The 25,890-nt window shown below is 62.7% G+C and carries 25 protein-coding genes, 2 tRNA genes and 1 pseudogene; 21 read left to right on the top strand and 7 right to left on the bottom strand.

Annotated features, from left to right (window positions below; all coding sequences use genetic code 11):
• Nucleotides 1–285: 285 nt before the first annotated feature.
• The 10 genes and pseudogenes from TQ29_RS12470 to TQ29_RS12425 all read left to right on the top strand — a co-directional run.
• On the top strand, nt 286–975 hold the full coding sequence (locus tag TQ29_RS12470) for a MotA/TolQ/ExbB proton channel family protein (RefSeq protein WP_054539431.1): 690 nt from the start codon (nt 286–288) through the stop codon (nt 973–975).
• Nucleotides 972–1,352 (top strand): biopolymer transporter ExbD, encoded by a 381-nt coding sequence (locus tag TQ29_RS12465; RefSeq protein ID WP_054539430.1) that lies wholly within the window; start codon nt 972–974, stop codon nt 1,350–1,352. The genes TQ29_RS12470 and TQ29_RS12465 overlap by 4 nt, the downstream gene beginning before the upstream one ends.
• Nucleotides 1,353–1,355: 3 nt before the next feature.
• Nucleotides 1,356–1,778, top strand: coding sequence for a biopolymer transporter ExbD (locus tag TQ29_RS12460; RefSeq protein WP_054539429.1), 423 nt, complete (start codon nt 1,356–1,358; stop codon nt 1,776–1,778).
• The gene (locus TQ29_RS12455) at nt 1,775–2,620 is read left to right on the top strand and encodes an energy transducer TonB (RefSeq protein WP_054539428.1); all 846 of its coding nucleotides are present in this window, start codon (nt 1,775–1,777) and stop codon (nt 2,618–2,620) included. Before TQ29_RS12460 ends, TQ29_RS12455 begins: the two co-directional genes overlap by 4 nt.
• Before the next feature lie 268 nt (nt 2,621–2,888).
• Nucleotides 2,889–3,797: a siderophore ABC transporter substrate-binding protein gene (locus TQ29_RS12450; RefSeq protein WP_054539427.1), complete on the top strand. Its 909-nt coding sequence runs from the start codon at nt 2,889–2,891 to the stop codon at nt 3,795–3,797.
• A 22-nt stretch (nt 3,798–3,819) separates the two neighbouring features.
• The gene (locus tag TQ29_RS12445; RefSeq protein WP_054539426.1) at nt 3,820–4,779 is read left to right on the top strand and encodes an ABC transporter permease; all 960 of its coding nucleotides are present in this window, start codon (nt 3,820–3,822) and stop codon (nt 4,777–4,779) included.
• Nucleotides 4,766–5,725, top strand: coding sequence for an iron chelate uptake ABC transporter family permease subunit (locus TQ29_RS12440; RefSeq protein ID WP_082386623.1), 960 nt, complete (start codon nt 4,766–4,768; stop codon nt 5,723–5,725). Before TQ29_RS12445 ends, TQ29_RS12440 begins: the two co-directional genes overlap by 14 nt.
• On the top strand, nt 5,722–6,522 hold the full coding sequence (locus tag TQ29_RS12435; protein ID WP_054539424.1) for an ABC transporter ATP-binding protein: 801 nt from the start codon (nt 5,722–5,724) through the stop codon (nt 6,520–6,522). The genes TQ29_RS12440 and TQ29_RS12435 overlap by 4 nt, the downstream gene beginning before the upstream one ends.
• A gap of 58 nt (nt 6,523–6,580) precedes the next feature.
• The gene (locus tag TQ29_RS12430; protein WP_054539423.1) at nt 6,581–7,117 is read left to right on the top strand and encodes a hypothetical protein; all 537 of its coding nucleotides are present in this window, start codon (nt 6,581–6,583) and stop codon (nt 7,115–7,117) included.
• A pseudogene (locus tag TQ29_RS12425) lies at nt 7,033–7,566 on the top strand (transposase); the annotation flags it as partial. The gene TQ29_RS12430 and the pseudogene TQ29_RS12425, both read left to right, overlap by 85 nt.
• An 83-nt stretch (nt 7,567–7,649) precedes the next feature.
• Here TQ29_RS12425 and TQ29_RS12420 read toward each other — a convergent pair.
• The 4 genes from TQ29_RS12420 to TQ29_RS12405 form a co-directional block, all read right to left on the bottom strand.
• A complete protein-coding gene (locus TQ29_RS12420) occupies nt 7,650–8,318 on the bottom strand; it encodes a TetR/AcrR family transcriptional regulator (RefSeq protein ID WP_054539422.1) in 669 nt (222 codons plus the stop codon).
• A 185-nt stretch (nt 8,319–8,503) separates the two neighbouring features.
• A complete protein-coding gene (locus TQ29_RS12415) occupies nt 8,504–11,668 on the bottom strand; it encodes an efflux RND transporter permease subunit (RefSeq protein WP_054539421.1) in 3,165 nt (1,054 codons plus the stop codon).
• A gap of 3 nt (nt 11,669–11,671) precedes the next feature.
• A complete protein-coding gene (locus TQ29_RS12410; protein WP_235974539.1) occupies nt 11,672–12,823 on the bottom strand; it encodes an efflux RND transporter periplasmic adaptor subunit in 1,152 nt (383 codons plus the stop codon).
• 146 nt (nt 12,824–12,969) lie between these two features.
• Complete coding sequence (locus TQ29_RS12405) at nt 12,970–13,584, bottom strand: TetR family transcriptional regulator (RefSeq protein ID WP_054539420.1); 615 nt, start codon at nt 13,582–13,584, stop codon at nt 12,970–12,972.
• 186 nt (nt 13,585–13,770) lie between these two features.
• Here TQ29_RS12405 and TQ29_RS12400 point away from each other — a divergent pair, with 186 nt between their 5' ends.
• The 10 genes from TQ29_RS12400 (at nt 13,771) to TQ29_RS12355 (ending at nt 23,129) form a co-directional block, all read left to right on the top strand.
• Entirely contained in the window at nt 13,771–14,571 is an 801-nt protein-coding gene (locus tag TQ29_RS12400; RefSeq protein WP_235974540.1) for a hypothetical protein, read from the top strand.
• Between the two features lie 84 nt (nt 14,572–14,655).
• Entirely contained in the window at nt 14,656–15,030 is a 375-nt protein-coding gene (locus TQ29_RS12395; protein ID WP_054539418.1) for an SHOCT domain-containing protein, read from the top strand.
• Entirely contained in the window at nt 15,027–16,352 is a 1,326-nt protein-coding gene (locus tag TQ29_RS12390) for an NAD(P)/FAD-dependent oxidoreductase (RefSeq protein ID WP_054539417.1), read from the top strand. The genes TQ29_RS12395 and TQ29_RS12390 overlap by 4 nt, the downstream gene beginning before the upstream one ends.
• A 544-nt stretch (nt 16,353–16,896) precedes the next feature.
• Nucleotides 16,897–17,508, top strand: a complete 612-nt coding sequence (folE, locus tag TQ29_RS12385) for a GTP cyclohydrolase I FolE (protein WP_054539416.1) — start codon at nt 16,897–16,899, stop codon at nt 17,506–17,508.
• Nucleotides 17,509–17,632: 124 nt separating this feature from the next.
• On the top strand, nt 17,633–19,051 hold the full coding sequence (pabB, locus tag TQ29_RS12380) for an aminodeoxychorismate synthase component I (RefSeq protein WP_054539415.1): 1,419 nt from the start codon (nt 17,633–17,635) through the stop codon (nt 19,049–19,051).
• Nucleotides 19,042–19,638 (top strand): aminodeoxychorismate/anthranilate synthase component II, encoded by a 597-nt coding sequence (locus TQ29_RS12375; protein ID WP_054539414.1) that lies wholly within the window; start codon nt 19,042–19,044, stop codon nt 19,636–19,638. Before pabB ends, TQ29_RS12375 begins: the two co-directional genes overlap by 10 nt.
• Nucleotides 19,625–20,503: an aminotransferase class IV gene (locus TQ29_RS12370; protein WP_082386621.1), complete on the top strand. Its 879-nt coding sequence runs from the start codon at nt 19,625–19,627 to the stop codon at nt 20,501–20,503. Before TQ29_RS12375 ends, TQ29_RS12370 begins: the two co-directional genes overlap by 14 nt.
• Complete coding sequence (gene folP / locus TQ29_RS12365; RefSeq protein ID WP_157445578.1) at nt 20,485–21,315, top strand: dihydropteroate synthase; 831 nt, start codon at nt 20,485–20,487, stop codon at nt 21,313–21,315. The genes TQ29_RS12370 and folP overlap by 19 nt, the downstream gene beginning before the upstream one ends.
• Complete coding sequence (gene folK, locus TQ29_RS20690) at nt 21,312–22,157, top strand: 2-amino-4-hydroxy-6-hydroxymethyldihydropteridine diphosphokinase (RefSeq protein WP_054539413.1); 846 nt, start codon at nt 21,312–21,314, stop codon at nt 22,155–22,157. Before folP ends, folK begins: the two co-directional genes overlap by 4 nt.
• Nucleotides 22,158–22,481: 324 nt before the next feature.
• Entirely contained in the window at nt 22,482–23,129 is a 648-nt protein-coding gene (locus tag TQ29_RS12355; protein ID WP_054539412.1) for a hypothetical protein, read from the top strand.
• A 192-nt stretch (nt 23,130–23,321) separates the two neighbouring features.
• Here TQ29_RS12355 and TQ29_RS12350 read toward each other — a convergent pair.
• Both TQ29_RS12350 and TQ29_RS12345 read right to left on the bottom strand, forming a co-directional pair.
• A tRNA-Asn gene (locus tag TQ29_RS12350) sits at nt 23,322–23,396 on the bottom strand.
• A 70-nt stretch (nt 23,397–23,466) separates the two neighbouring features.
• The gene (locus TQ29_RS12345) at nt 23,467–24,369 is read right to left on the bottom strand and encodes an MBL fold metallo-hydrolase (protein WP_054539411.1); all 903 of its coding nucleotides are present in this window, start codon (nt 24,367–24,369) and stop codon (nt 23,467–23,469) included.
• 44 nt (nt 24,370–24,413) lie between these two features.
• Here TQ29_RS12345 and TQ29_RS12340 point away from each other — a divergent pair, with 44 nt between their 5' ends.
• A complete protein-coding gene (locus TQ29_RS12340; RefSeq protein WP_054539410.1) occupies nt 24,414–25,724 on the top strand; it encodes an ATP-binding protein in 1,311 nt (436 codons plus the stop codon).
• Here TQ29_RS12340 and TQ29_RS12335 read toward each other — a convergent pair.
• A tRNA-Ile gene (locus TQ29_RS12335) sits at nt 25,725–25,801 on the bottom strand.
• Between the last annotated feature and the right edge of the window lie 89 nt (nt 25,802–25,890).

The raw sequence follows: 25,890 nt of genomic DNA, 5'->3' as shown, positions 1-25,890 counted from the left end.
GCCTGAGCCGCACTGACGAGAAGGTCTGCTGCATACCTGGGTATATTTGTCAGGATTATCTGGGCGGTTCTGGTTCGTCAAGCTGGTGTAACTCCGGTGCCGATCGGGTGAGGTTTGGCGACAATCGCCGGGGCTTGCCCGAGATAGCGCGCTCGAGGGCAAGCGGTTTCAGTGTTTGCGGTTTCTCATCGCCTGAATGCTTGACAAATATGGTCGGAAATATTTAGCAAAGGCCGTGACAAGCCACGCGATATAGCGCGGCGGCATATTGGCGGAGACATTTCTATGTCATTCGATACTGCGACATTCGCGGCGGGTTGGCAGGCCGCGCGCGACTTTCTGGCCATGGGTGGCCCTTCGATCTGGGCGATTGCCGGGCTGTCGGTGATCACGCTGGCCCTGATCTTGTGGAAGATCTGGCGGCTGGCGGCGTTGGGCGCCTGGTCGGGCGGGCGGCAGGTCAAAGCGGCGGTCGGGCTTTGGGCCGAGGGGCGGGAAGGCGAGGCGCTGCGTCTTCTCGCGCGGCGCCAGACCATCCGCGCCGCGCTGACACGGGCCGCCATGGCCGCGCGCCACGACGCGACGCTTGATGACGACGCGGCCCGCGATGAAACACAGCGCGTGGCGCGGGATCTGATCGCCAGGGCGAAATCGGGGCTGCGCCCGCTTGAACTGATCGCCACCATCGCGCCCTTGCTGGGGCTTTTGGGGACGGTTCTAGGCATGATTGCGGCGTTTCAGGCGCTGCAGGCCGCCGGCGCGCGCGCCGACCCGGCGACGCTGGCCGGCGGCATCTGGGAGGCGCTGTTGACCACGGCGGCGGGCATGGCGGTGGCGATCCCGGCCTCGATGGCGCTGACATGGTTCGAAAGCGTGGTGGACCGGCTGCGCCTCGAGATGGAGGACGCGGCGACGCGGGTGTTCCTGCGTCCGGTCAGATCGGGTGCGGACGCGCTGCGCGCCGCGGCGGAATGATGTTCGATTTCGGCGCAGAACGTCGGTCGCGCCGGCCAAGCCTCACGCCGATGATCGACGTGGTGTTCCTGCTGCTTGTGTTCTTCATGCTGGCGTCGCGCTTCGGCCTCGACATGCATCTGCCGCTGACGGTGGCCGGGCAGGGGGCGGGGTATTCCGGGCCGCCGCGTCTGGTGGATGTCCGTCCCGAAGGGCTGGCGCTGAACGGCGTGACGATGGAGGGTGACGCGCTGCTGGCCGAGCTGGCGCGCCTGACCGACAGCGCCGGGGACACGATCATCCTGCGCGCGCGCGATGAGGCCAGGCTGCAGCGCATCGTCGAGGTGATGGATATGCTGGGCGCCGCCGGCTTCACCCGGCTGGTATTGGTGGAGTGAGCCATGCAATTCACCGATCCCCCCCGCCGAAAACCCGCTGAAAGCATCGTGCCGATGATCAACGTGGTGTTTCTGCTGCTGATCTTCTTTCTGATGACGGCGCGGATCGCGCCGCCCGAACCTTTTGACGTGACCCCGCCCGAGGCTCTGTCGGAGGCGCCCGCCGAAGGGGAATTCGTTCTGTACCTGGATGCCGGGGGGCAGCTCGGCTTTCTCGATGCTCTTGGCGACGAGGCGGCGCTGGCGGCGTTTCAGTCCGCGCTGGAGGCCTATTGCGAGACGGGCGGATGTTCGGATGACATGGCGCCGCCCTCGGTCCAGTTGCGCGCGGATGCCGAGGTCCCGGCGGCCAGGGTCGCCGCGCTGTTGCCCAGGCTGGGCGCGGCGGGCGCGCGCGACGTGATGCTGGTGACGGCGGCACGATGAGACGCGCGCTGGAAACCGTGGTGTTTCTGGGCCTGGCGTTGGGTATCCACCTGGGCGTGGCAGGCATCCGTTCCCCGCAGCTGGGCGCGGCGTCGTCCGGCGACGGGGGCGCGGCGCTGGTGTCGCTGGAGGCCTCGAGCGCCTCGCTGAGCGCAATGGTCGAGGATTGGGAAAAGCCGCCGGAGATGGCACAGCCCGAGCGCCCCCGGCAGGCGCCGCCGCAGATCGCGCCACCCGCGCCGCCGATGCCCGACCTCACCCCGCCCCAGGCGGTGACGCCGATGCCCAGCCCGCAGATGGCCCTGCCGCAGATGGAAAGCCTGCCCGATCTGTCCCAGGCGAAGCCGCCGCCGCCGCCCGCACCGGCACCCGCGCCGAAGGCAGAGCCCGAACCGCGCCCGGCAGCCGAACCCAAACCGCGGCCGAAGGCCAGGCCGGCGCCGCCGGCCAAACCCTCGGGGGCCAGCCAGGCACAGCGGGCCGCCGGGTCAGGCGGGGGCGCTACGGCGGGCGAGGCACGTTCGGCCAGCGCGGCAACGCTGAACCCGGCCAAGGCGCAGAGCCTCAAGTCCAGCTGGGGGGCGGCCATTCGCGCGCGCGTTGAACGGCGCAAACGCTATCCATCGTCGGCGCGCGGTGCGTCGGGCAGCGCGGTGTTGCGGATCACGGTGGGACGCGACGGGTCGTTGCACGGCGTATCGGTCGGGCGCAGCTCCGGCAACCGGGCGCTGGACCAGGCGGCGGTGCAGGCCGTGCGCGCGGCCAGGCGCTTCCCGGCGGCGCCCAAAGGGCTGGGAGACGCGTCCTACACCTTCAGCCTTCCCGTGCAGTTCAACGGCTAGCCAACGGGTGGGTGTGCGGGAACTCAATTCTTGGGCCGAAACCTGGCGGCACGGTCGATGCTAAGGATTTCATCAATCCCTGCGTCACGCCATTGGGTAGGTTCACGAAAAGATGATACCAAAGCCTTTTAGTCGGGTATGTTCTGTGGCAAAGCTTCTCAGACCACGTCAGTCCGATTCCGGTTTCCCCGGCGGGCAGATCCGAAGCCCCACATATCGCGCAGCCAGTTCGTTCCAGCCACCGCGCCACCCTGAAAAGGAACACGCGATGGATTTCTTCAGAACGTCCCTTCTGGCCGCCAACCTTGTCGCAGCAGCGATTGTGCCCGGCTGGGCGGGCGCAACGGCCCTGACCACGGCACATGGGCCGGTCGAAATTGTCAAAACGCCGGAAACCGTGCTGACCTTCGATATTGGCACGCTCGATACGCTTGATGCGTTGGAGGTGGCGGTGGCGGGCGTGCCCGACCCGATCATGCTGCCAACGCTGGCGCATCTGCAAGAGAGCGACCTGCCAAAGATCGGCACCTTGTTCGAACCCGATTTCGAGCAGGTTTTCGCGCTGCATCCCGATCTGATCATCATCGGTGCGCGCTCGGCCAGACAAATGGACCCGCTGTCGAAAATCGCACCCACCGTGGATCTGACCCTGCCGGTGGATGATCTGGAAAATGCCGTCGTCACCCAGACGCGCGAACTGGGTGCGCTGTTCGGCAAAGAGGAGAAGGGCGCTGAGCTGACTGCGCATCTGCAAGACAGCCTGCAGACGCTGCGTGCGCTGGTCGAAGGCAAGGGCACGGCCCTGATCGTGCTGACCAACGGGCCCAAGGTTTCGGCCTATGGGCCCGGCTCGCGCTTTGGCTGGATCCATGATACCTTGGGCGTCGCCCCCGTGATCGAGGACCTTGAGGTCAGCACCCATGGCGAGGCGGTGTCGTTCGAATTCCTGCATGAAACCAATCCAGACTGGCTGATCGTGCTGGACCGGGGCGCGGCCATCGGCGCGGATTCGCAAAGCGCGCAGGCCACGCTGGACAATGAACTGGTTGCCAGCACAACCGCCATGAGAAAAGGGCAGGTGATCTATCTGAACGCGGCGGATGTCTATGTCGCGACGACCGGTATCCGGTCCTTCCAGCGCACGGTCGATCAGTTCCTGACCGCCTTCGGTGGCTGAGAAGGCCGGGATACGCAGTCTCATGTGCCACGCAGCTCTTGCCGCCCTGTTGGTGATCGTCCTGGCCACGCTCAGCCTGTTCGTGGGCGTGGCGGATGTTTCGTTGCCTGCGGTGTTTGGCGGGCAGGGCGACGATGCGCTGATCCTGCTGGTCAGCCGTGTCCCCCGCACGCTGGCCATCGTTCTGACCGGCGCCTCGATGGCGATTGCCGGGCTGATCTTCCAGATGCTGACCCGCAACAAGTTTGTCGAACCCGCGACCGCGGGGACGGCGGAAAGTGCGGGGCTGGGCTTGCTGGTGGCGACGCTGCTGCTGCCCGGGGCGCCGATCTTTGCCAAGATGCTGGTCGCTTCGGGCTTTGCCATCGCGGGGACCATGCTGTTCCTGCGCATCCTGCGCGCCTTGCCGCCCGAGGCACCACTGCTTGTGCCCCTGGTCGGGCTGATGCTGGGCGGCGTGATCGCGTCGGTGACCACATTCTTTGCCTATCAGTTCGATCTGCTACAGTTTCTGGGTATCTGGACCACAGGCGAGTTTTCCGGGGTGATGCGCACCCGGTACGAATTGCTGTGGCTGACCGCCGCTCTGGCGCTGATCGGCTATCTGGCGGCGGACCGGTTTTCGATCATCGGTATGGGCCAGAATGTGACCCTGACGTTGGGTCTGAACTACCGGCGGGTGATGTGGCTTGGCCTGATTATCGTGGCGGTCATTACGGCGGTGATTGTGGTCACGGTGGGGGCGATTCCGTTTCTTGGCCTGATCGTGCCTAACATCGTCAGCCGCACATTGGGCGACAACCTGCGCGCCGCGGTGCCCTGGGCCGCAGGGCTGGGAGCAGGGCTGTTGTTGCTGTGCGACATCGTGGGGCGGCTGGTGCGCTATCCTTATGAAATCCCGATCGGCACGGTCTTTGGCGTGCTGGGGGCCGGGGTGTTCCTGTTTCTGTTGCTGCGGAGGGACAGGCATGCTCACGGCTGACATGGGGTGGAGGTTCGGCGCGCTGGCGGCATTGACCGGCGGCGCGGTTGCCGTGTTCCTGATGCTGGGCGTGCCGGCGGGAGCTTGGGACTTTGCGCTGGCGTTTCGCGGGGTCAAGCTGTTGGCACTGGTATTGGTGGCCTATGCGGTTTCAACCTCGACAATCCTGTTTCACACGGTCACCCGCAATCGGATCCTGACGCCCTCTATCATGGGGTTCGACGCGCTTTACCTGCTGATCCAGACGCTGCTGGTGTTCTTCCTGGGGGGATGGGGAATGTTGCAGCTGGATGGTGTCAGCAAATTCGGGGCCGAGGTCGCCTGTATGATGTTGTTCAGCACCACGCTGTTTGTGTGGCTGTTCAATCGCAACAGCCGCAACCTGCACCTGATGATCCTGGTGGGCATCATCTTTGGCATTCTGTTCCGCAGCCTTGCCGGATTTGCCGCGCGGTTGATCGACCCGAACGATTTCGTGGTGGTGCAGGGCGCGCAATTCGCCACGTTCAACGCGGTGAATACCGAACTTTTGTGGATCAGCCTTGCGCTGTGCGGGGCCACCATGCCGCTGGTGTGGCGGCTGCGCCACGCGCTGGATGTTCTGGCGCTTGGGCGCGATCCGGCGATCAGCTTGGGCCTGCCGTATCGCGGGCTCGTTCTGGCGGTTCTGGCGATCGTGGCGTTGCTGGTATCGGTCTCGACCGCGCTGGTGGGGCCGGTGTCGTTCTTCGGGCTGCTGGTCGCGCATCTGGCCTATATGGCAGTACCGCGCGGCGGGCATGGGGCCACGCTGATCGCCGGTGCGCTGATCGCCATGCTGGTGCTGATCGGCGGGCAGGCGGTGTTCGAGCATGTGCTTGGCCTGAAATCGGCGCTGAGCATCGTCATTGATCTCATCGGCGGGCTGGTCTTTCTGTTTCTGCTGCTCAGGGGGCATGCGCGATGATCGAGATTTCCCGCGTCAGCCACCGCATCGGCGATGCGCAGATCCTGAAGGATATCACGCTGAGCCTGCCGCGGGGCGGCATTACCGCGCTGATCGGGCCGAATGGCGCGGGCAAGTCCACGCTCTTGTCGCTAATGAGCCGCCTGATGCGGGTGCAGACGGGCCGGATCAGTTTTGACGGGCTGGATGTGGGCACCACCAAAAGCGATTTTCTGGCACGCAAGCTGTCGATTATGCGGCAGGAAAACACGCTTTCGTCCCGGCTGACGGTGGGCGACCTGGTCGGCTATGGCCGTTATCCGCACCACAAGGGGCGCCCCGGACCACAGGACCGGCAGATCGTCGATCAGGCGCTGGAGTTCCTGAACCTCACCCATTTGCGCGACCGGTTCATGGATGAGCTGTCGGGCGGGCAGCGCCAGCGCGCCTTCGTGGCGATGGTGCTGGCGCAGGATACCGATTACGTGCTGCTGGACGAGCCGCTGAACAATCTGGACATGGCCCATTCCCGCGCGATGATGCAACGGTTGCGCCGGTCGGCGGATGATCTGGGGAAGACATTCGTCATTGTCGTGCACGACATCAATTTCGCGGCCTCTTATGCCGATCGGATCATCGCGCTGAGGGATGGTGCAGTTCTGGCCGAAGGGTCACCCGCGCAGATTGTCACCCGGCCTATGCTGCGCCGGATATTTGATCTGGAAATCGAGGTGCGCCAGGTCGGTGGTCACCCGGTCGCGATCTACCAGATCGATCCGCCGAACTCGTTTCAGCCCTCGATGAAGGACAGCGCATGAGCCGCGAAGCACAGACGGATACCGTCGCCTTGTCGTCACCGGACAGCTTGGCAGCCCCTTGCCCGACAATACCCTGACCCGGATCGCCGCTGAGTTGGGCGGCCATGGCAAACCTGTCCAGTGGCAGGATGGCAATACGCTGATCAGCCGAGCGCCCTTCGGGGCGCTGCAGGTTCACGTCGAAGCAGAAGGGCTGACGATGCGGTTGGAGGCCGGGACCGAGGCTCAGTTGCAGATGCTGCGCGAATCCTTTCTGCATTTTCTCGACCATGCGGTAGACGGGGTATCGGGGCAGGTGGTCTGGTCGGGGCATCGATTCCGCCTGACCACCCCGCCCAATTTTCGCCTGGTCACAGTGCGGGGAGTGGATCGGAGTTTTCCATCCTGGTACCGCGTTCACATGCACGGCGAGGATATGGCGCCCTATGGCCGTGACGGCATGCATTTCCGCCTGTTGCTGCCGCCGGAGGGCCGGGTGCCGGACTGGCCCATTGGCGCTGACGTCAGACAATCGGTTGGGGCTGGTTCTATCTCTCGACGATCCTCGACGACTACAGCCGCTACATCATTGCATGGAAGCTCGGCACGACGATGAAGGCTGGCGACGTGACCGACACGCTGGACCTGGCACTGCAGGCTTCAGGCTGCGATCAGGCGACGGTCCTGCACAAGCCACGGCTGCTCTCGGACAACGGCGCCAGTTACATCTCGGGCGAGTTGGCCAACTGGCTGGAAGACCGGCAGATGGGTCATGTCCGCGGTGCCCCGTATCACCCGCAGACCCAGGGCAAGATCGAGCGATGGCACCAGACCCTGAAGAACCGCATCCTGCTGGAAAACTACTACCTGCCTGGCGATCTCAGCCAACAGATCGACGCCTTCGTCGAAAACTACAACCACCGACGCTATCACGAGAGCCTGCAGAACCTCACACCGGCCGACGTCTACTTCGGACGCGGTCAGACCATCCTGCAAAAACGAGAACGGATCAAAAGGAAGACCATCGAAACCCGGCGCTTGCTTCACCGCAAACCCGCCGCATAATCAAACCAACCAGATGCGCCAGATACTCTCTTAGATCAGGCCGCCAACTGGCCCAAAAACTCTGACGACGGACAGTCAGCTCATCAGAGGGGCTGATCGTCTCCGCCGGGACGAGACCCGGCAAACACCGACCCCAGGGCGACGTCGATCCTCCGGGACATCTCCGTCTCGGTCATGGCGCTGTTTTCGCACAGGAGCGCGCGAAGATATAGTTCTCCGAACACAGCGCCCGTCACAATAGCCGCCAACTGTTCAGCCGACCCACTGTCGCGCTCCGGCTGTTCCGCGGCAAGCCGACTGAGCGTCTCGGCAATATAGCGATTGCCGCGCTTCATCGCCCGATCATAAAACGCCTTTGCCATCGCCGGGAAGGTGTCGGCCTCTTCAATCATCAGCCGGGTCATTCGGATTTGACGGGGCGAGAGAGCATGCCGCAAAAGGATCTGGAACCGCAGGCGCAGCTCTTCACGCGGATCGGAATGGCGAAGCTGTAGGGCATCAGGCACGACCTCCGCCTCATTGATGAAGGCAATGAACAGCGTCTCCTTGGTGTCGAAATATTTATAGAGTGTGCGCTTGGACATGCCGGCGGCTTTGGCAATCTCTTTCATCGTCGCAGCAGAGAACCCATTGGACAAGAACACGGCCTCAGCCGCCGCGACGATTTGTGCACACCGCGCCGCTTCGCTGAGGACCGGGGGGCGACCGAGGCGAGAATGAGCGTTCGGGGTCTCGTTTTCGTGAATGGACATTATAAAAACATATGCATTTTCCAGACCCGGCTGCATGTCCCGGGCAAGCGGCGTGGAGGAGGCTGCCCCGATACCGGTGCAGCCCCCCTTACCCTAGGGCAAGCGTCCCTCAAAGGTCATCTACACATCCTTTCCTTGGCCGCACCGGCGCCGCTGACCTGCGTTCGGGATCAACGGAGGAACTCCTACACAGTCTTGGCATCGGGCAGCTCATTCTTGCGCTTGCCACGAGAGAACAGCCTGTCGATCAGCACGAAGAACACCGGCACAAAGATGATCGCCAGCGCCGTGCCGGTGATCGTGCCAAACAATGTCGCATAGCCGATCGCCTGACGCGCCCCCGCACCCGCACCCGAGGACAGGACCAGAGGAACAACCCCGAGGCCGAAAGCCAGCGACGTCATCAGGATCGGGCGGAAACGCTGCTTGGCCGATTCACGCACCGCTTCAACCGCAGTTTCCCCAAGGCTGGCTATGCGCTCACGGGCGAATTCCACGATCATGATGCCATTCTTGCCGGTCAGGCCCACCACTGTCAGCAGACCCACCTGGAAATAGACCCCATTCGACTGACCGCCGATCAGCGCACCGAGCAAAGCGCCCAGGATACCCACCGGCATTGCCATCAGAACGGCCACCGGAATGCTCCAGCTTTCATAGAGAGCCGCAAGGCATAGGAACACCGCCGCCAGCGCCAGACCATAGAGCGCCATCGCGCCTGCTCCGGCTTCTTTTTCTTCAAGCGACATGCCGGTCCATTGCAGGCTGAATCCCTGGGGCAGTTCGGCCGCCAGACCTTCCATCACCGCAATGGCTTCGCCCGATGTATAACCCTGCGCCGCCGCCCCTTCGATCCCCATGGCCGGCAGCGCGTCATAGCGGGTGACCTGCTGCGGACCATAGACCCATTCCTGTGAGGCAAAAGTCGAAAAATCGACAAAATCGCCATACACGTTCTGAATGCGCCATAGCGAAATATCCTCTGGCACCGAGCGCGCCGAAGGCTCGCCCTGAACGAAGACGCGCTTCACCCGACCTTCATAGAGAAAATCGTTGACATAGGCGCTTGACCAGACGGTGTTGAGGAAACTGCCGACATCCGCCGCCGTCACCCCGACCGCACCCGCCTTGGCCCAGTCGATGTTCAGACGGAACTGCGGCGCGTCCTCGACACCGTTCGGCCGCACGGCGGTCAGGGCCGGATTCTGCGCGGCCATACCCAACAACATGTTGCGCGCCTCCAAAAGCTCCTGATGGGTCTTGTCGTTGGTGGCTTGCAGATAGGCCGTAAACCCGTTCGAGTTTCCAAGCTCCATAACCGCAGGCGGTGCGAAAGGTACGACGATGGCTTCCTGAATGCCGCCCATGAGCGGACCCATGCCGCGCGCGGCGATCGCCTGGACAGAGTCCTCCGATTCCTCGCGCAAATGCCAGTCCTTGAGCTTGACGAACATCATGCCCATGTTCTGCCCCTGCCCGGAGAAAGAGAAGCCCCGAACCGAAAAGACGGACTCGACGTTTTCTTCCTCCGCTGTTGCCCAGTAGCCTTCGACCTTGCGAAGCACCTTTTCGGTCGCCTTGGCCGTCGCGCCCGAGGGCAGTTGCACGATGGTGATCAAGGCCCCCTGGTCCTCATCCGGCAAGAACGAGGTTGGTGTGCGCTGATAAAGCAGGACCATGCCGCCGACGATCAGGAAATAGACCACGAGCATCCGCAGCGGACCCGCCGTCACGCGACGGACCAGCCCGCCGTAGCCATTGGTGAGCCGCCCGAAATTGCGTTCGAACCAGTTCGAAAACCCGGTTCCCATGCGCGACAGTATCCCCTGACGCTTGCCGCCCGAATGCTCTTGAGGTTTCAGCACCGTTGCACAAAGCGCCGGCGTGAAGATCAGGGCGATAAGCACAGACAATCCCATGGCCGAAACAATGGTGACGGCAAACTGTTTGTACATCTCACCCGTTGCACCGCCGAAAAAAGCCATCGGCACGAACACCGCCGAGACGACCATGCCGATACCGACCAGTGCGCCCGAGATTTCATCCATCGACTTTTCGGTGGCTTCCTTTGGACCGAGACCCTCGTCATGCATGATGCGCTCGACGTTCTCGACCACCACGATGGCGTCATCAACCAACAGACCGATGGCCAGAACCATGGCCAGCATGGTCAGCGTATTGATGCTGAAGCCGAGCGCAGCCATGATGCCGAACGTCCCCAACAGCACGACTGGAACCGCCAGGGTCGGGATCAAGGTCGCACGGAAGTTGTGGAGAAAGATCAGCATGACCAAAAAGACCAGAGCGATGGCCTCGACCAGCGTATGCAGCACGGCCTCGATCGAGATCAGCACGAAAGGCGTGGTGTCGTAAGGGATCACGTAGCTGACGCCCGCAGGCAGGGACTCGGCGAATTCGTCCATCTTCGCCTTGACGATCTCGGCCGTATCCAACGCATTGGCGCCGGAGGCCAGCTGAATTGCCATACCCGAGGCGGGTTTTCCGTTGTAAAAGCCCGAAATTTCATAGTTTTCGGTGCCAAGCTCCGCCCGTGCCACATCGCGCAGCAAAACCAGACCGCCATCCGTATCGGCCCGAAGCACGATACGTTCGAAATCTTCCGGTGTTTTCAAAAGCGACTGGGCGGTGATTGTCGCGTTCAACTCCTGGTCTTCGGGGGCGGGCATTGCGCCGAAGAACCCGGCCGAAATCTGCGCGTTCTGCGCGGTAATCGCGGCGACGACGGTCGCGGGCGTCAGATCATAATATTTCAATTTCTGCGGGTCCATCCAGATCCGCATCGCATATTCCGAGCCAAAAAGCTCGACCTTCCCAACGCCTGACAGGCGCGAGACCGGCTCGACGATGTTCGAGGCCAGATAATCAGCTAGGTCAATCGCGCTCCGGGCCCCGTCATCCGACACCAGCCCAACGATCATCAGGTAACCGGTTGCAGATTTTTCAACCGTAACACCTTGGCGGACGACGGATTCGGGCAGGGTTGCCTCGGCCAGCGACAGCTTGTTCTGCACCTGCACCTGCGCGATGTCAGGATCGGTGCCCAAAGCGAAGGTCAACGTAATCGTGGCATGCCCGGTCGAGGTGGTGGAAGAGTTGATGTAACGCAGCCCGTCGAGACCCGTCATCTCTTTTTCGATAATCTGAACAACGGTGTCCGCAACAGTTTCGGCGGACGCCCCCGGATAGGTGGCGCCAATAACGACCGACGGTCCCGCGATCGACGGATATTGGGCTACCGGCATACGGGTGATGGACAGGATGCCGACCGCCATGACGATGATCGCCAACACCCACGCAAAGATGGGGCGGTTGATGAAAAAGCGTGACATGGATCAGTTCCCTTCAGCAGCGGCGGCAGGAGCAGACTGACCCTCGGCCGGGATGATCTGAACCTCAGCGCCCGGTCCGGCTTTCTGGAAACCGGACGTGACGATCTGATCGCCCGAGTTCAGGCCGCCATTCACCACCCAGAACCGCCCGGAGGAGCCAACAATTGAAACATCGCGCTCCGCGATCTTCCCGCCTTCAACAACCCAAACGCTGGCATCCCCGTTTTCGGCTCGCATGACCACGCTTTGGGGAACAAGCACCGCCTCGGCCGTCTCGGCCTGCGGCAGTTCGACTTCGATATAAAGCCCTGGAAGAAGACGGTACTGAGGGTTTGGAACGCTGATCCGTAAGGTCACCATCCCGGTCGTAGGCTCGACCTGCGGCTCGGCGGCTCTGAGCTGGCCTTTGTGGTCATAGACGTCCCCATTGGGCAGCAGAAGCGTCGCCTCTGCTTCGCTGAAAAAGGCCTGTGGTTCGGACGCGCGCCCCCACTCCAGCAGGTCATTTACCGATTGCGTCACATCGACATAGACCGGGTCGAGCGTGCGGATCGTGGTGAGCGCAGTCGCCTGTTGCGCGCTGACCAGCGATCCGGTCGTCGTCTGCGACAAACCGATCACACCCGAGACAGGGGCTGTGATCGTTGTGCGGTTCAGGTTGATCTGTGCTCTGCTCAGCTGTGCTTTGGCCGATTGCAGCCCCGCCGCAGCCTGAGCACGGTTGGCCAGGGCCGTGTCGCGGGCAGCACCCGATCCCGCGTTCTTCGAGAACAGGTCTTCCGCGCGATGCGCATCGAGGACGGCGAGATCGTAACTGGCCTGAGCCTGGGCAACCGCCGCTTCGGCGGCCTCCACATCGGCACGATACACCTCGTCTTCGATCTTATAGAGCGGCTGGCCACTCTCGACCCATTCGCCTTCATCGAACAGGCGCTCGCTGATGATACCTGAGATTTGCGGTCGGACCTCCGCCACCGTGGAGGCTTTGACCCGTCCTGGCAGGCGCTTGGTGATCACATGTTGCGCGACTTCTGCGGTCATCACCGTGACATTCGCGGGCGGCATCTGTTGCGCCAGGGCCGAAAGTGGCGATAGAGACAGGGAAACCGCGAAGGAGATCATACTCGCGTGTTTCCGAATTGAACCATGCGTCATGAAGAACCTCTTTATGGGGGCTTTGGGGAAAACAGTTACGGCAGAGCGACAGAAACGAGAGTGCTGTCCAGCCGGTTGGATGCTGCCGGGGCGACAGCTGATTTTTGGGCGCAAGCGCATGCCGACAACGCTCAGATGAGCCGCGTTCATGCCGTGGCACGCTGAACACGGATGAACGCCATCTGCTTGCGCAAAAGCTTGCTGCCCAGTTGGACCAATGCAAAGCTTCTGTTGCAGCGCAGCCATTCGCTCAGCAGCCCGTTCATTGTGGACATCATCATAACCGCCGTTTCTTCGGGCGTAAGATCGGGGCTGAGCATACCTAAATCTCGCGCCTGAACGGTCAGGCGGGTCAAGGTTTTAAACATGTTGGCATTCACTTCGGCGAACCATGCTGCGCCCTCTTCGTCGGGTCGGTGCGCGGTCATGATGGTAAAGAGACGCTGTTGATGTTCGTCTTTTTCGAATGTTTTCAACATCTCGATGGAGGCCTGTTCCAGAAGGCCCAAAGGATCGTCGTGTCCGCTTTCTGCGGCGGTTCTGATCAGGTTCTCCTGCGGGGCAACACTCCGCGCGTGCAGGGCCCGCAAGATGTCCAGTTTATCTGTGAAATGCCAATAAAGCGCACCCCGCGTCACCCCTGCCGCGCGTGATATTTTCTCCAGCGTTGCTGTGGCCGTTCCCTGGGTACAGAACAGCGACTCCGCTGCATCGAGGATCGCGATACGGGTTTGCTCCGCGTCTTTCTTGGTCTTTCGCATTCGAATCTCCAGCTTCTAGATACCGCCTTACAAACATACATGGATGTATGTAAAGGGATATTGAGACATTGCTGCAGATCAAACTGCGTGACTTGGCTCTGCCGAGCCCTATCGGTCGCGCGTATCGACGGTTTAGTTGAGACAGGAGAACCGGTATGACCGGACAGTTTTCAGGAATAGTCGCGCTTGCGACCGGCGCCGGACGAGGCCGAAGAGGTCGCGACCCCGGTCGAGTTTGCCGCCGAGACTTTCGGCGGCCCTTGTCCGGCGTTCAACAACGCCGACACCACCGGACCCAATGACCCATGGAACAGGCGAAAGGCCCTGTCCGCAGAGCCTCATACACCTTCTCACCAAAAGAAATGGAACACTTCGATGAACGATCATTCCTATGCCCATGAAACTCTCGCCTGGATCAAGCAGCGTCTCGACGACGTGGACACCATGATAACCGAGGCCGAGAAGACCGCCAACAAGCTGAAAGATTCGGCCCGCGAGGAGGCGGATGCGGCGCTTGCCCGCTTCAAGGCTTCGCGCGAGGTCTTGCTGAAACTCGACCGAGATCTGCGCGACAAGGCGGAGGCAGCCGTCAAGGACGATGTCGAAGATATCCAGAAGGCGCTCGAAACAGAGTGGATCGAGGTTGAAAGCGCATACCAGGCCTTCCTGAAGGCGGCGCACGATCAGGCCGGGACCATAAATGGCGTGATCGTTGCGAGGGCACGAGTCCAGCGTCAGTCATGGGAGGAATCCCAGAAGGCAATGCGCGAGCAGGTGACAGATTCCGTGGACAGGGCGCGCGCGGAGTTCGAGGCTGCTATCACACGGCTGTCGGATGAGACCGAGAAATTCGAGGCGCGGATTGGCGAGGTCAAGGATGTTCGAGACGAATCCTGGAAAGCCGTAAAAGGCGGTCTCGCGGATGCGCGTGCCGCTCATGACCGAACCATTCAGAAAATCAAGCGCGCATTCTCGAAGCTGGGTTGATCTGGCCACATCGGGAGGCGGTTCTCAAGGATGATATCCGGGGAAAAAAGACATGAAACCACACTTTACGGAAAGGAAATATTCATGACCTTCGTTAATATCATCAGCTCGTTACTGGCGGCCACCGCCTTTGTCGCCTGTATCATCCTGCTCGCCTCTGTCATCACCGATCTTGCACGGGATCAGACGCTTGGCGGGTGGGCCAAGGCGATCTGGCTCGTCTTTCTGATCTTTGTGCCGTTCCTCACGGTTTTTGTTTACGTCGTCGTGCGCGGCGATGGCATGGCGGAACGCGCCGCCAAACAGATGGAACAAGAAAAGACCGCGGTGGATTCCTATATCCGCGACGTTGCCGGACAGAACCCGGCTCAGGAGATCGAAGCGGCCAAACGCCTGCTGGATGCCGGCACATTGACCGAGGAGGAATTCAACGCGCTCAAGCAGAGGGCTCTTGCATGACCGAGACCATCCCGGCGACACCGCTGCCCCGCGCAAAACGCGTTCCGCGTATTGTTATCGTGGGCGGCGGCATCGCCGGGCTGTCCCTGGCCACTAAGCTCGGCACGCGGTTGGGCCGGACAAAGAAAGCCGAGGTGACGCTGATCGACAAAAACGCCGCTCATGTCTGGAAGCCGATGCTGCATACTTTCGCCGCCGGTACCTCGCACGTTTATCAAGAAAAGATTCCCTTCCTCGCCCATGCGTCTCAGCACGGCTTCCGATATGTGTTGGGTGCGCTCGCAGACATCGATCGCAACGCCCGCACCGTCGCCCTTGATCCGCTTGTATCCGACGAAGGCGAGACCATACTCCATCGTCGACTGATCAACTATGATGTGCTCATCCTCGCCGCCGGCAGTCGGGCCAACGATTTCGGCACACCGGGCGTCGCCGAATTCTGCCGTTTCATCGATGATATCAATGAAGCACAGTCCTTCAATGATCGCTTATATGACGATCTTCTGCGCACAGCGGAATATGGCGGCGCGCTGAGAATTGCGATCGTGGGTGGTGGCGCAACCGGCGTTGAACTCGCCGCCGAGATCAGCCAGCTTCTCGAACTGATCAGAAACTACGGCGGCGATTTGCGACCATGTCTCGAACTTACGCTCATCGAGGCCGGCTCGCGTATTCTCGCAAGCTTCCCTGAGACGGTGGCCACAGCAGCGACTCGACAGTTGCGGGATCTTGGCATTACCGTGCTCACCGACGCGCAGGTCGTTGGCGCTGACAAGGATGGATTTGCGCTTGCCGATGGGACGCGCGTCGAGGCCAAGCTTCGTGTGTGGGCCGCAGGGATCAAGGCCCCGGCCGCCTTTGCCCACTTGTCCGGCTTCGAGCAAACCAGAACCGGTCAGATCGTCACTAACCCGACCTTCCAGACTACGACCGACGAGCATGTCTTCGCGGTCGGCGATTGTGCAAGTCTGCGCCTTGATGGCGCAGAGCGACCGCTGCCACCGACGGCGCAGGTAGCGCGCCAACAGGCTGCTCACCTCGGGCGGCATCTTCCGGCCTGGATTGAGGGGACCAAGATACCCCCCTTCGTGTTCCGCGATTTCGGGTCTCTGGTATCACTGAGCAAGTACAATGCCTTCGGTACGCTTGCCCGGCGCGGGTTTTTCCGGGACGGTTTCATCGAGGGTCGTTTTGCGCAGTTGAGCCACGCGATGCTGTACCGGATGCATCAGGCTGAACTCCATGGGGCACCGCGGACGGCTCTTCTCTGGCTGTCGGGCAGGATTGCTGCGCTGGTCCGCCCTTCAGTGCGGATTGACTAGGGAGAAGGCAGTACGGTATGAGCTGCGAGGTCTCGGTGCAGCTTGTGCGATGGCGAGTGGCCTGTCACTGAACTTTCATCCAACCGACAGCCATGTTCCGTGGACGCCTTCGTGGCCAATTTTGAGACAAGGACCCGCAGCGCAGGACGCTGTGAGAGCGGCCGCTGACGAATATGGAAACCGCCAAACCGGAGGCAGGCTTCCGGCCGTGTCCAATGCGATCGAGGCGGGTATGTTGCCGTTTTTAAACGCTGGTAAAGATTACAGACAGGCAGGAAACCTTTGTGCCGCTGTTGCGGGCCTTGCTGGACGACAAGCGCCCTGCCGATCCATCTGCGTCTCTGGAAGTTAGCATTCAATCACCTCGAATCACTTGTTGAAAATCACCTCGAGGCGCAGTTGACATGGTTGTGGGCGCAACCATAAAACAGCGATCCGGATTCAGATAATCATTTCAAATGATTATCAACCTATGAATTCCTTGATTTAATCACCGCCAATCCTGTGGCACCACGAGTTTTGCGGCAATGTTGGGGGGACGTAAATGAATTGCTCAAAAACCGGTGACGCTGGACCGCAGGTGAAATCTGCGGCGGAAGTGCAGGCGCAAATCGAGGCCGCGGTGCGGTCCATCCTGGAGGCACTGGGGGAAGACCCGGGGCGCGAGGGGTTGCTGGAAACTCCGGCGCGCGTGGCGCGGATGTATCAGGAGGTCTTCGCCGGTCGGAACCAAGACCCGGCGGTGCATCTGCAGACACAATTCACCGCCGACGCCCACGAGGACGTCGTCATCGTAAAGGACATTTCTTTCTTTTCGATGTGCGAGCACCATCTGCTGCCCTTCTTCGGCAAGGCCAGTGTAGCCTATTTGCCCGATGGCGGTCGCTTGGCAGGACTGAGCAAGCTTGCACGCGTTACCCACACCATCGCAGCCCGCCCACAGCTGCAAGAGCGGCTATGCGCGCAGATCGCAGACACGCTGGATCAAGCCCTGCGCCCGCGCGGCGTGATGGTATCAATAGAGGCAGAACACATGTGCATGGCGATGCGGGGCGTGCGCGCGGACAAAAGCACCACCATCACCCTTGTGACGCGCGGTGAGTTGTCCACCGATCCGCGCTTGCGGAGTGAGACGTTGCGCCTTCTGCGCGACTGACGGGCGCGCCGCGACATGTTCGTGAAAACGCCCCAAGCGGCTATCGTCGGCACCGAGCGCCGCGCCGCCGCCGCCGTCATCGCGGTCACCGAACCGCTGCCTGGGCGGCGCTCAGGAGCGTGCCATGATCGAGCGTGAACTCCCCTGGGTCCCGCCGCTAGAGGCGGCCGACCGCCTCCGCCATGTGCCGGGGTTCGCCTTCCTGGACAGCGGCGGCGAGGACCTTTCCACGGGGCGCTACGCCTTCATCGGCCACTCGCCTTACGGAGAGTTCGTTGTACAGAACGGGCGTGCCTTTTGGTGTGGTGCGCCGCTTGAAGGTGCGCCGCTCATGCGATTGCGCGAGATTTTGGGTCGGTGGCGGCTCGACCCGGATCCTGAAGGACCGCCTCTGCGCGGCGGCTGCATCGGCCATTTCTCCTACGATCTGGGCCAGAGTTTGGAACAGCTGGCACGGCCGGAAAGAGGGGAGCCGGGCTGCGCTGATCTGCGCCTGGCGTTCTACGACCTCATCTGTACCTTCGACCGCCTGGAGCAGCGTTTCCGCATTTTCTCCAGCGGTTTCCCCCAACAGGACGGCGCGTCGCGCGCGGCGCGGGCAAAGGCGCGGCTGGCTGAAACGCTGGCATTTCTGGAGAGCACGTCCCTCGTGGAGAACCAACCCGGGCGGGCCGCACCCTGTGCGCCGGTTTCGGGGTGGCGCTCCAACTTCACCCCGCGGGGATTCAGGGATGCGGTTGACCGAGTGCGCGCGCATATCCTCAGCGGCGACATCTATCAGGCGAACCTGACGCAGCGGTTCGAGGCCGCGCTGCCCGAGGGGTTTGACACCTGGGCTTTCTACCGCATCCTGCGAAAAATGAACCCCGCCCCCTTTGCCGCCTATCTGCAGGACGGTAAGACGGTCTTCACCTCCAGCTCACCCGAGCGGTTCCTCAGCTTACGGGCCGGAGAGGTGGAGGGGCGGCCCATCAAGGGCACGAGCCCGCGCGACGCCGATCCGGCGAAGGATCGGGCACTGGCGGCGAAGCTTGAGGCTTCGGAAAAGGATCGGGCCGAGAACATCATGATCGTGGACCTGCTTCGCAACGACCTCTCCCGGGTCTGCGCGCCGGGCAGCGTCGAGGTGCCCGTGCTTTGCGGACTGGAAAGCTACGCCTCGGTGCATCACCTGACCTCCGTGGTGCGCGGCCGCATGCAACCCGGACGTGGCGCGATCGACCTCATCGAAACCTGCTTTCCCGGCGGTTCCATTACCGGCGCGCCAAAGATCCGCGCCATGGACATCATTACCGAACAGGAGAAGATTGCCCGCGGCATCTATTGCGGGTCCATCGGCTATGTCGGATTCGACGGAGCGATGGATCTGAACATCGCCATCCGCACCGCAATTCTCGGCGCGGGCCGGGCGGTTGTGCAGGCTGGCGGGGGGATCACCCTGCTATCCGATCCGGTCGCGGAATATGCGGAGTCGCTGTGCAAGGCCGACCGCTTGTTCGCCGCCTTCGCGGCCAGCCCCGAGAGCGACACGCCATGCTTCTGATCATCGATAATTATGATTCCTTCGTTTTCAACGTGGCACGCTACTGCGCCGAGCTTGGCCACCCGGCTCAAGTTATACGAAACGATGCGGTCAACGTGGCGGAGGTGGAGCGTTTTGCGCCCACAGAGATCATCATCTCCCCCGGGCCGGCCGCTCCCGACGCGGCTGGCGTGTCGCTGGAGGTGGTGCGCCGCTTGTCGGGAAGGGTTCCGATATTAGGCTTGTGCCTGGGCCATCAGTGCATCGGTGCCGCCTTCGGCGGAAGGATCGCCCGGGCGCGAGAGCCGATGCATGGCCGTGCGAGCGCGATCAGCCACGGCAGGGCCGGCCTTTTCCATGGACTGCCTGTGCCTCTGACGGTGGGACGCTACCATTCGCTGATCGTTGCCGAGACGCCAGATTTCAATCGCTGCCTGCGCGTTACGGCCCGTTCCGAAAAGGGAGAGATCATGGCGCTGGCACATACGGATCATCCGACCTTCGGGGTGCAGTTCCACCCTGAGTCCATCCTTTCTGAGAAAGGCCACGAAATTTTCGGAAACTTCTTCCGGATGACGGCGGAGTGGCGGTCCAATGCAGTGGCTTGACGGATGCGCCGTCGACGGAGGTGCCGCGCCCTTCGATCTGAGTGACCGCGGGCTGCTGCTCGGCGACGGCGCCTTTGACACCTCGCTGGCGATCAACGGCGCCGTGGTGTTTGCCGACCGCCATGTAGCCCGGCTTGCCGAGACCTGCGCGGCACTTGGCATCGTAATGCCGTCGGCTCAAATCGCCGGCCTGCTGCAGATGGCGGCGGCCGAGGCAGGTACCGGAACGCTGCGCCTGACCGTGACGCGGGGGGCCGGACCAAGGGGACTGAAGCCCCCTGCCGACCCGCGTCCCCGCACCATCCTGTCAGCCCGGCCCGGCCCGCCGGGGGCGGTCTGGCGGCCGGTGACAGCGGTTACCGCAGCGATTACGCGCAACGAGACCTCTCCGACCTCACGCCACAAATGCCTCGGCTATCTCGACGCGGTACTCGCGCTTTCGGCTGCCGCCGAGGCAGGGGCGGAAGATGCTCTGTTTCTAAACTCGGCGGGGCGCGTGGCCTGTGCAGCAGCTGGGAACATCTTCGCGCTCCGCGGAGAGGAACTGAAAACCCCGCCACTCGATGACGGAGTTCTGGGCGGGGTGGTGCGGGCCGAGCTGTTGACCCTGGCGCCGCAGGTGGGGCTGACGCCGGTCGAGGGTCATCTCGTGCCCGAGGAACTGACAGGCGCCGATGCAGTATTCATGACGAATAGCTTGCGCCTGATCGCGCCGATCGTCGCGCTGGACGGTGCGCCGCTTGCGACTGCGGGCCTCGCCGCGATCGCCGGGCTGGCCAACGCCCTTTCGTCAGAAATTCGACACCGCCACGGCACCTGCCCGTGGACAGAGAAGGGACTTTCCGCATGGCCGATCTTCGCCTGAGCAAACGCGATGCCTTCCTCGCCGCAGTTGAGGCCGCGCCCGTCGTGATGGGGATCCTTAATGTGACCCCCGATTCCTTTTCCGACGGGGGGCAGCATGAGGAGCCCGCCGCAGCCGTCGCGGGTGCGCTGCGAATGGAGAAAGAGGGTGCGGCCATCATCGACATCGGTGCCGAATCCACCCGTCCCGGCGCCACACCCCTCTCCGAGACGGAGGAGCTGGCGCGTCTCGGGCATGTCCTGAGGCCGATCTGCGACGCGCTCACCGTAGCGGCCTCTATCGACACCTATAAAGCCGCAGTGGCCCGCAAGGCCGCCGCGCTGGGGGTCTCGGTTGTAAACGACATCTGGGGGTTGCAGGGCGACCCGGATATGGCCTTCGCCACTGCGGACACGGGCTGTGCGCTGGTTGCCATGCACAACCGAGAGGGAGCCGATGCTTGCATCGACATCGTCGATGGCGTGCTGCGATTCTTCGAGCGCACGCTGCGTCTGGCGCGCGAGGCGGGAATTCCGGAAAGACACGTCATACTCGATCCCGGCTTCGGCTTCGGCAAAACGCTGGAACAAAATTACGCCTTGCTTGCCCAGCTGGATCGGCTCGCCGTCTTTGGTCGCCCGATCCTGCTCGGTCTGTCGCGCAAGCGGATGATCGGCGCGGCGCTCAAGACCGATGTTGGAGACCGGCTATTCGGCACGCTCGGCGCGAATGTGCTTGGCCTGGCGAATGGCGCACGAGTGTTGCGCGTTCATGATGTGCGCGCCCATGCGGACGCGATCAGGATCTACAATGCAATGGAGGCCGCGCGATGACGGACCGGATCAGCGTCAGAAACCTGTGCCTGCATGGGTTCCACGGAGTGTACCCCGAGGAAAGGAAGCTGGGCCAGAAGTTCTTCGTCGACATCGACTGCCGGCTGGACCTCGCGGCTTGCGCAGGGGAGGACGATTACAGCAAGGCCGTCTGCTACGGCGCGCTGTGCGACTTGGCGGCCGAGATTTCGGGGCTGGGGCCCTATAACCTGATCGAGACGCTGGGCGCGCGCATCGCCGAGGCGGTCTTGGCGCGGTTCGACCCGGTCGGCGAGGTCCGGGTGCGGGTGCGCAAGCCCTCGGCCCCCATCGCCGCAGCGCTCGATCATGTGGAGATCGAGATCGTTCGCACCCGGCGACGACGGGTTGCTTTCTCGCTCGGCAGCAACATCGGCGACAAGCCGGGCAATTTGCGCACCGCGCTGGCCTGGATGAACACGCTCGAGGGGACCGTGATCGACCGTGTCTCGCGCTTCTACAAGACCGAGCCCTGGGGGGAGACGGACCAGGATTGGTTCCTGAACGCCTGCGCCATGGGCTGGACCACCGCCGAACCCGTCGTGCTTCTTCAGGCAGTCAAACGTATCGAACTGACTTTGGGCCGCGTTCCGGCGCGGCGTTGGGGGCCGCGCATGATCGATATCGACATTCTCTTCATCGACGACCTCGAGATGGAAACGCCGTTGTTGACTCTGCCGCACCGGGACATGTTCAACCGCGCTTTCGTCCTCGTCCCTTTGGCGGAGATCGCGGCCGAGCAGGCGGTGCAGGGCCGCAAGATCGGTGACGCGGCCATCGGGATTGATGTCGCGGACGGCGATATCGTGCCGCTGGAGGAGTGAAGCCGTCCCGTCCCGTGCCAAGATCTTCGCAGGGTCCGAGCTGGGAGCGTTCATGACGCAGCTCTACTTCGTTGCGCCTGCACATTTCGCCGCGCCCAGCTCGCTCGCGCTGCGCCTGACCTGAGCCCCAAGTTTCCTCCAACTCGCGGAGAGCCCTTCCCTAAGTGCCAAGGGCAACTGACCCCGGTTCGCGTATAACGACGCGGCCGGGGTTTCTTTTTATTTCGTCCGTGTTTGGTTTGTGGACTAAATCTGGACCATCTTGGCGTATTCCGGATTTAGTCCTATGTGTGGGTCGGGCGAAACGCATAAAGGAGAATCGGTATGACAAATGTTTCTGGAACACCCGAAAAGGTATCCAATCGTCGCAAGTTGTTTGAATTGGGTGAGCGGGCATTGGAGCAAGCCGGTTGGCGGGTGGAGCGCATCCAAGGAATTGGCAAGTCGAGCGTCCGCCGGATCGTCAAGGACGATGAACAACACACCGTATCCATTCGGACCACGCAGGACACTTGGATTGCCTTCCCGCGCAACGACGATGACAACGGTTGGGTGACGTTGGACGACGTAGATTACGTCGTGGCTGTTACTGTTGACGACAAGGACGACCCGAAGAAGGGGTTGGCCTATCTAGTGGATGGCGACGAAATGCGGGACCGCTTTGACCGCGCATATCGCGCTCGGCTTGACGCGGGGCACAAAATCCCCGTTGGTCGCGGCGTGTGGGTGTCCATGTTTCTGCAAGAAGACCCGAATGCAGCTTCTTCGGTTGGTGGCGGTATCGCGCTTGGCAGGGAGCCGTTGCTTTCCATGAAGATTGCCGCGCCCGCCGACGAAGGATTGTCCGAACCTTCCGTCAAGCCGTCCACGCCCGGCGACGAAGTGCCCTTGACCATCGCCGAAGCGAAGCGCCGTTTGGCGCAGTCGTTGGGAGTTGATGCTGAAAAAGTGAAGATCGTAATTGAGGCATGATCTGCGCCATGGCCGGTTCGCGGCATCATCGTAGCGAACCGGCTCTAAGGGACCGCGCAGGGTTCGACATGCGGTCACGTCTTCGTGAGCAAAAGAGGGGCCGAAACGCCCCGACCAACCAACGCTAAAGCAATAGTAGGTTGTTAGTAGGATTCGTGTTGCGCCAATTGTCCCAATAAAATCAAGGGGAATTGGCTCCGGCGGTAGGGATCGAACCTACGACCAATTGATTAACAGTCAACTGCTCTACCGCTGAGCTACGCCGGAACACCGGGGGCGATATAGCAACACTGGCTGGCCCCGTCCAGAGGCTTTTCCAAAGAAAGTGTGACAATCGTCAACGGCGCGAAAAGCGGCTTTCGCTTCCTAGGATTTCATCAGGGCCGACCAGATTTCTTTCCGTAAGATCAATGAGATGGGCCAGGACGTTGCGGGCCGCCGCGGGCAGGAGGGCGGGGGCGGTGTCGGTGTAGATCCGCGCGGCGAGCTCTGCCGGGGTGGCCGGACCGTGGGTCAGCGCCTGAAGGATCTGCGCCTCTCGGCTGCGGCGATGCGCGATCAGCCCGGCCAGACGCGCGGCCGGGGCGGTGACGGGGGCGCCGTGGGCCGGGTAGAACACGCGGTCCTGCCGGGGCACGAGCTTTTCCAGCGACGCCATGAAAGCCGCCAGATCGCCGTCGGGCGGCGATACCATGGAGGTGGCCCAGCCCATCACATGGTCTCCGGTGAACACCGCGTCCCGCCAGGCAAAGCTCAGGTGATTGGCCATGTGGCCCGGCGTCCAGAGCGCGGTGAGCGACCAGCCGGCGCCGTGCAAGACCTCGTCATCGGCGAGGGTGGCGTCGGGGCGAAAGGCGCGGTCGACGCCTTCGCCGCCGCTCAGCCCCGCAAGCCGCGCCATTTCGGGCCGCTGCCCGGCGGAACTGTCGCCAAAGGCCAGAACCGGCGCGCCGGTTGCGCGCGACAGGGCCGGGGCCAGCGCGGAATGATCGACATGGGAATGGGTGATCAGGATGTGGCTGACCCGCTCGCCCGGTGCCAGCGCCCCGAGGATGGCCTGCAGATGCGCGGGCGCGTCGGGGCCGGGATCGATCACCGCCACGTCGCCTTCGCCCAGGATATAGGTGTTGGTGCCGCGGAATGTCATCGGCGAGGGGTTCGGGGCAAGCACCATCCGCAGCCCCGGTTCCGGTCTTTGCACCACGCCCACCGGCGGGTTGAACCCGGCTGGTTCGTCCATCTTCCGCTTCCTTCCGAAGGCTGCGCCCGATACGGTCTTATCCGATGAAGGACGGATGGATCAAACGCGCATTGCCGCGCAGCCTTTACGGACGGGCGGCGCTGATTCTGATTTTGCCGGTCGTCACGATACAGCTTGTGGTGTCGGTTGTGTTCATCCAGCGCCATTTCGATGGGGTGACGCGGCAGATGTCGCGCAGTGTCGAACTGGAGGTGGCGCATGTGCTGGCCCAGGTCAACGCGGCCCCCGACGCGGATGCGGCCTTTGCGCGGGTCGCGGGGCTGGCCATGGCGCTTCAGCTTCAGGTCGCGCTGCCGGGTCAGGGTGTGGCCGGGGAGCGGCGGGCGTTTTACGATCTGTCGGGGCGCACCGTCGTTTCAGCCCTGCGCACCGGGCTGCCGGCGCTGCGCGGGATCGATCTCAAAAGCGATATCCGCGAGGTGCGGATGCTGCTGACCACCCGCCACGGCGATATGGTGGTGGTGGTCGACCGCCGGCGCGTCTCGGCCTCGAACCCGCATCAGCTTCTGGTGCTGATGATCGCCACCAGCCTGCTGATGACGCTGATCGCGTTCATCTTTCTGCGCAATCAGTTGCGCCCGATCAAGCGGCTGGCCAAGGCGGCGGATGCGTTCGGCAAGGGGCGCCCGGTGCGCTACCGGCCCACCGGCGCGACCGAGGTCCGCTCCGCCGGGAGCGCCTTTCTCGATATGCGCGCCCGGATCGAGCGGCAGATCGAACAGCGCACGATGATGCTGTCGGGCGTCAGCCACGATCTGCGTACGCCGCTGACCCGGCTGAAGCTGAGCCTGTCGCTGGCCGAAGAAACCCCCGAAACCGCCGAGATGCTGCGCGATGTGTCGGATATGGAGCGGATGCTCGACGCGTTTCTCGATTTCGCCCGGTCCGAGGCGCTGGACGATCCCGAAGAGGTGGATCCGGCGGAGCTGCTGTACAATGTGGTCGACAGGTTCGGGCCCAGTGTCACGCTCGGCCCGGTGCCCGCGGGGACAATGGCGATGCTGCGCCCGCTGGCGGTGGAACGGGCGCTGCAGAACCTTGTGGGCAACGCGCTGAACTACGGCACGTGCTGCACTGTCGGGTTGGAGGTGACCGACCGCGTGCTGCGGTTCACGGTCGAGGATGACGGCCCCGGCATCCCCGCCGAACAGCGCACGGCTGCCATGCAGGCGTTCAACCGGCTGGACGAGGCGCGCAACCAGAACCGCGGCTCCGGCGTCGGGCTGGGTCTGGCCATCGCGTCGGACATCGCGCGCAGCCATGGCGGCGTGCTGCGGCTGGGCGAAAGCGCGGCGCTGGGCGGGCTCAAGGCGGAGCTGGTGCTGGCGCGTTAGTGGTAGGCCCGGAGGGACTCGAACCCCCAACCAAAGCGTTATGAGCGCTCTGCTCTAACCAATTGAGCTACAGGCCCGCCTGCCGCCAAGTGACTAGCAGACCCGCGCGCGCCGTCAAGACGGAGCTTGCCCCGTGGACAGCGCGCGCCTGATCGTCTATCGCAGC

The sequence above is a fragment of the Actibacterium sp. EMB200-NS6 genome (genome assembly GCF_001305615.1).
Lineage (GTDB): Bacteria > Pseudomonadota > Alphaproteobacteria > Rhodobacterales > Rhodobacteraceae > Actibacterium_A > Actibacterium_A naphthalenivorans.
Note: the sequence above shows the minus strand (reverse complement) of the source record. Positions and strands in the feature narration are given on the sequence as shown.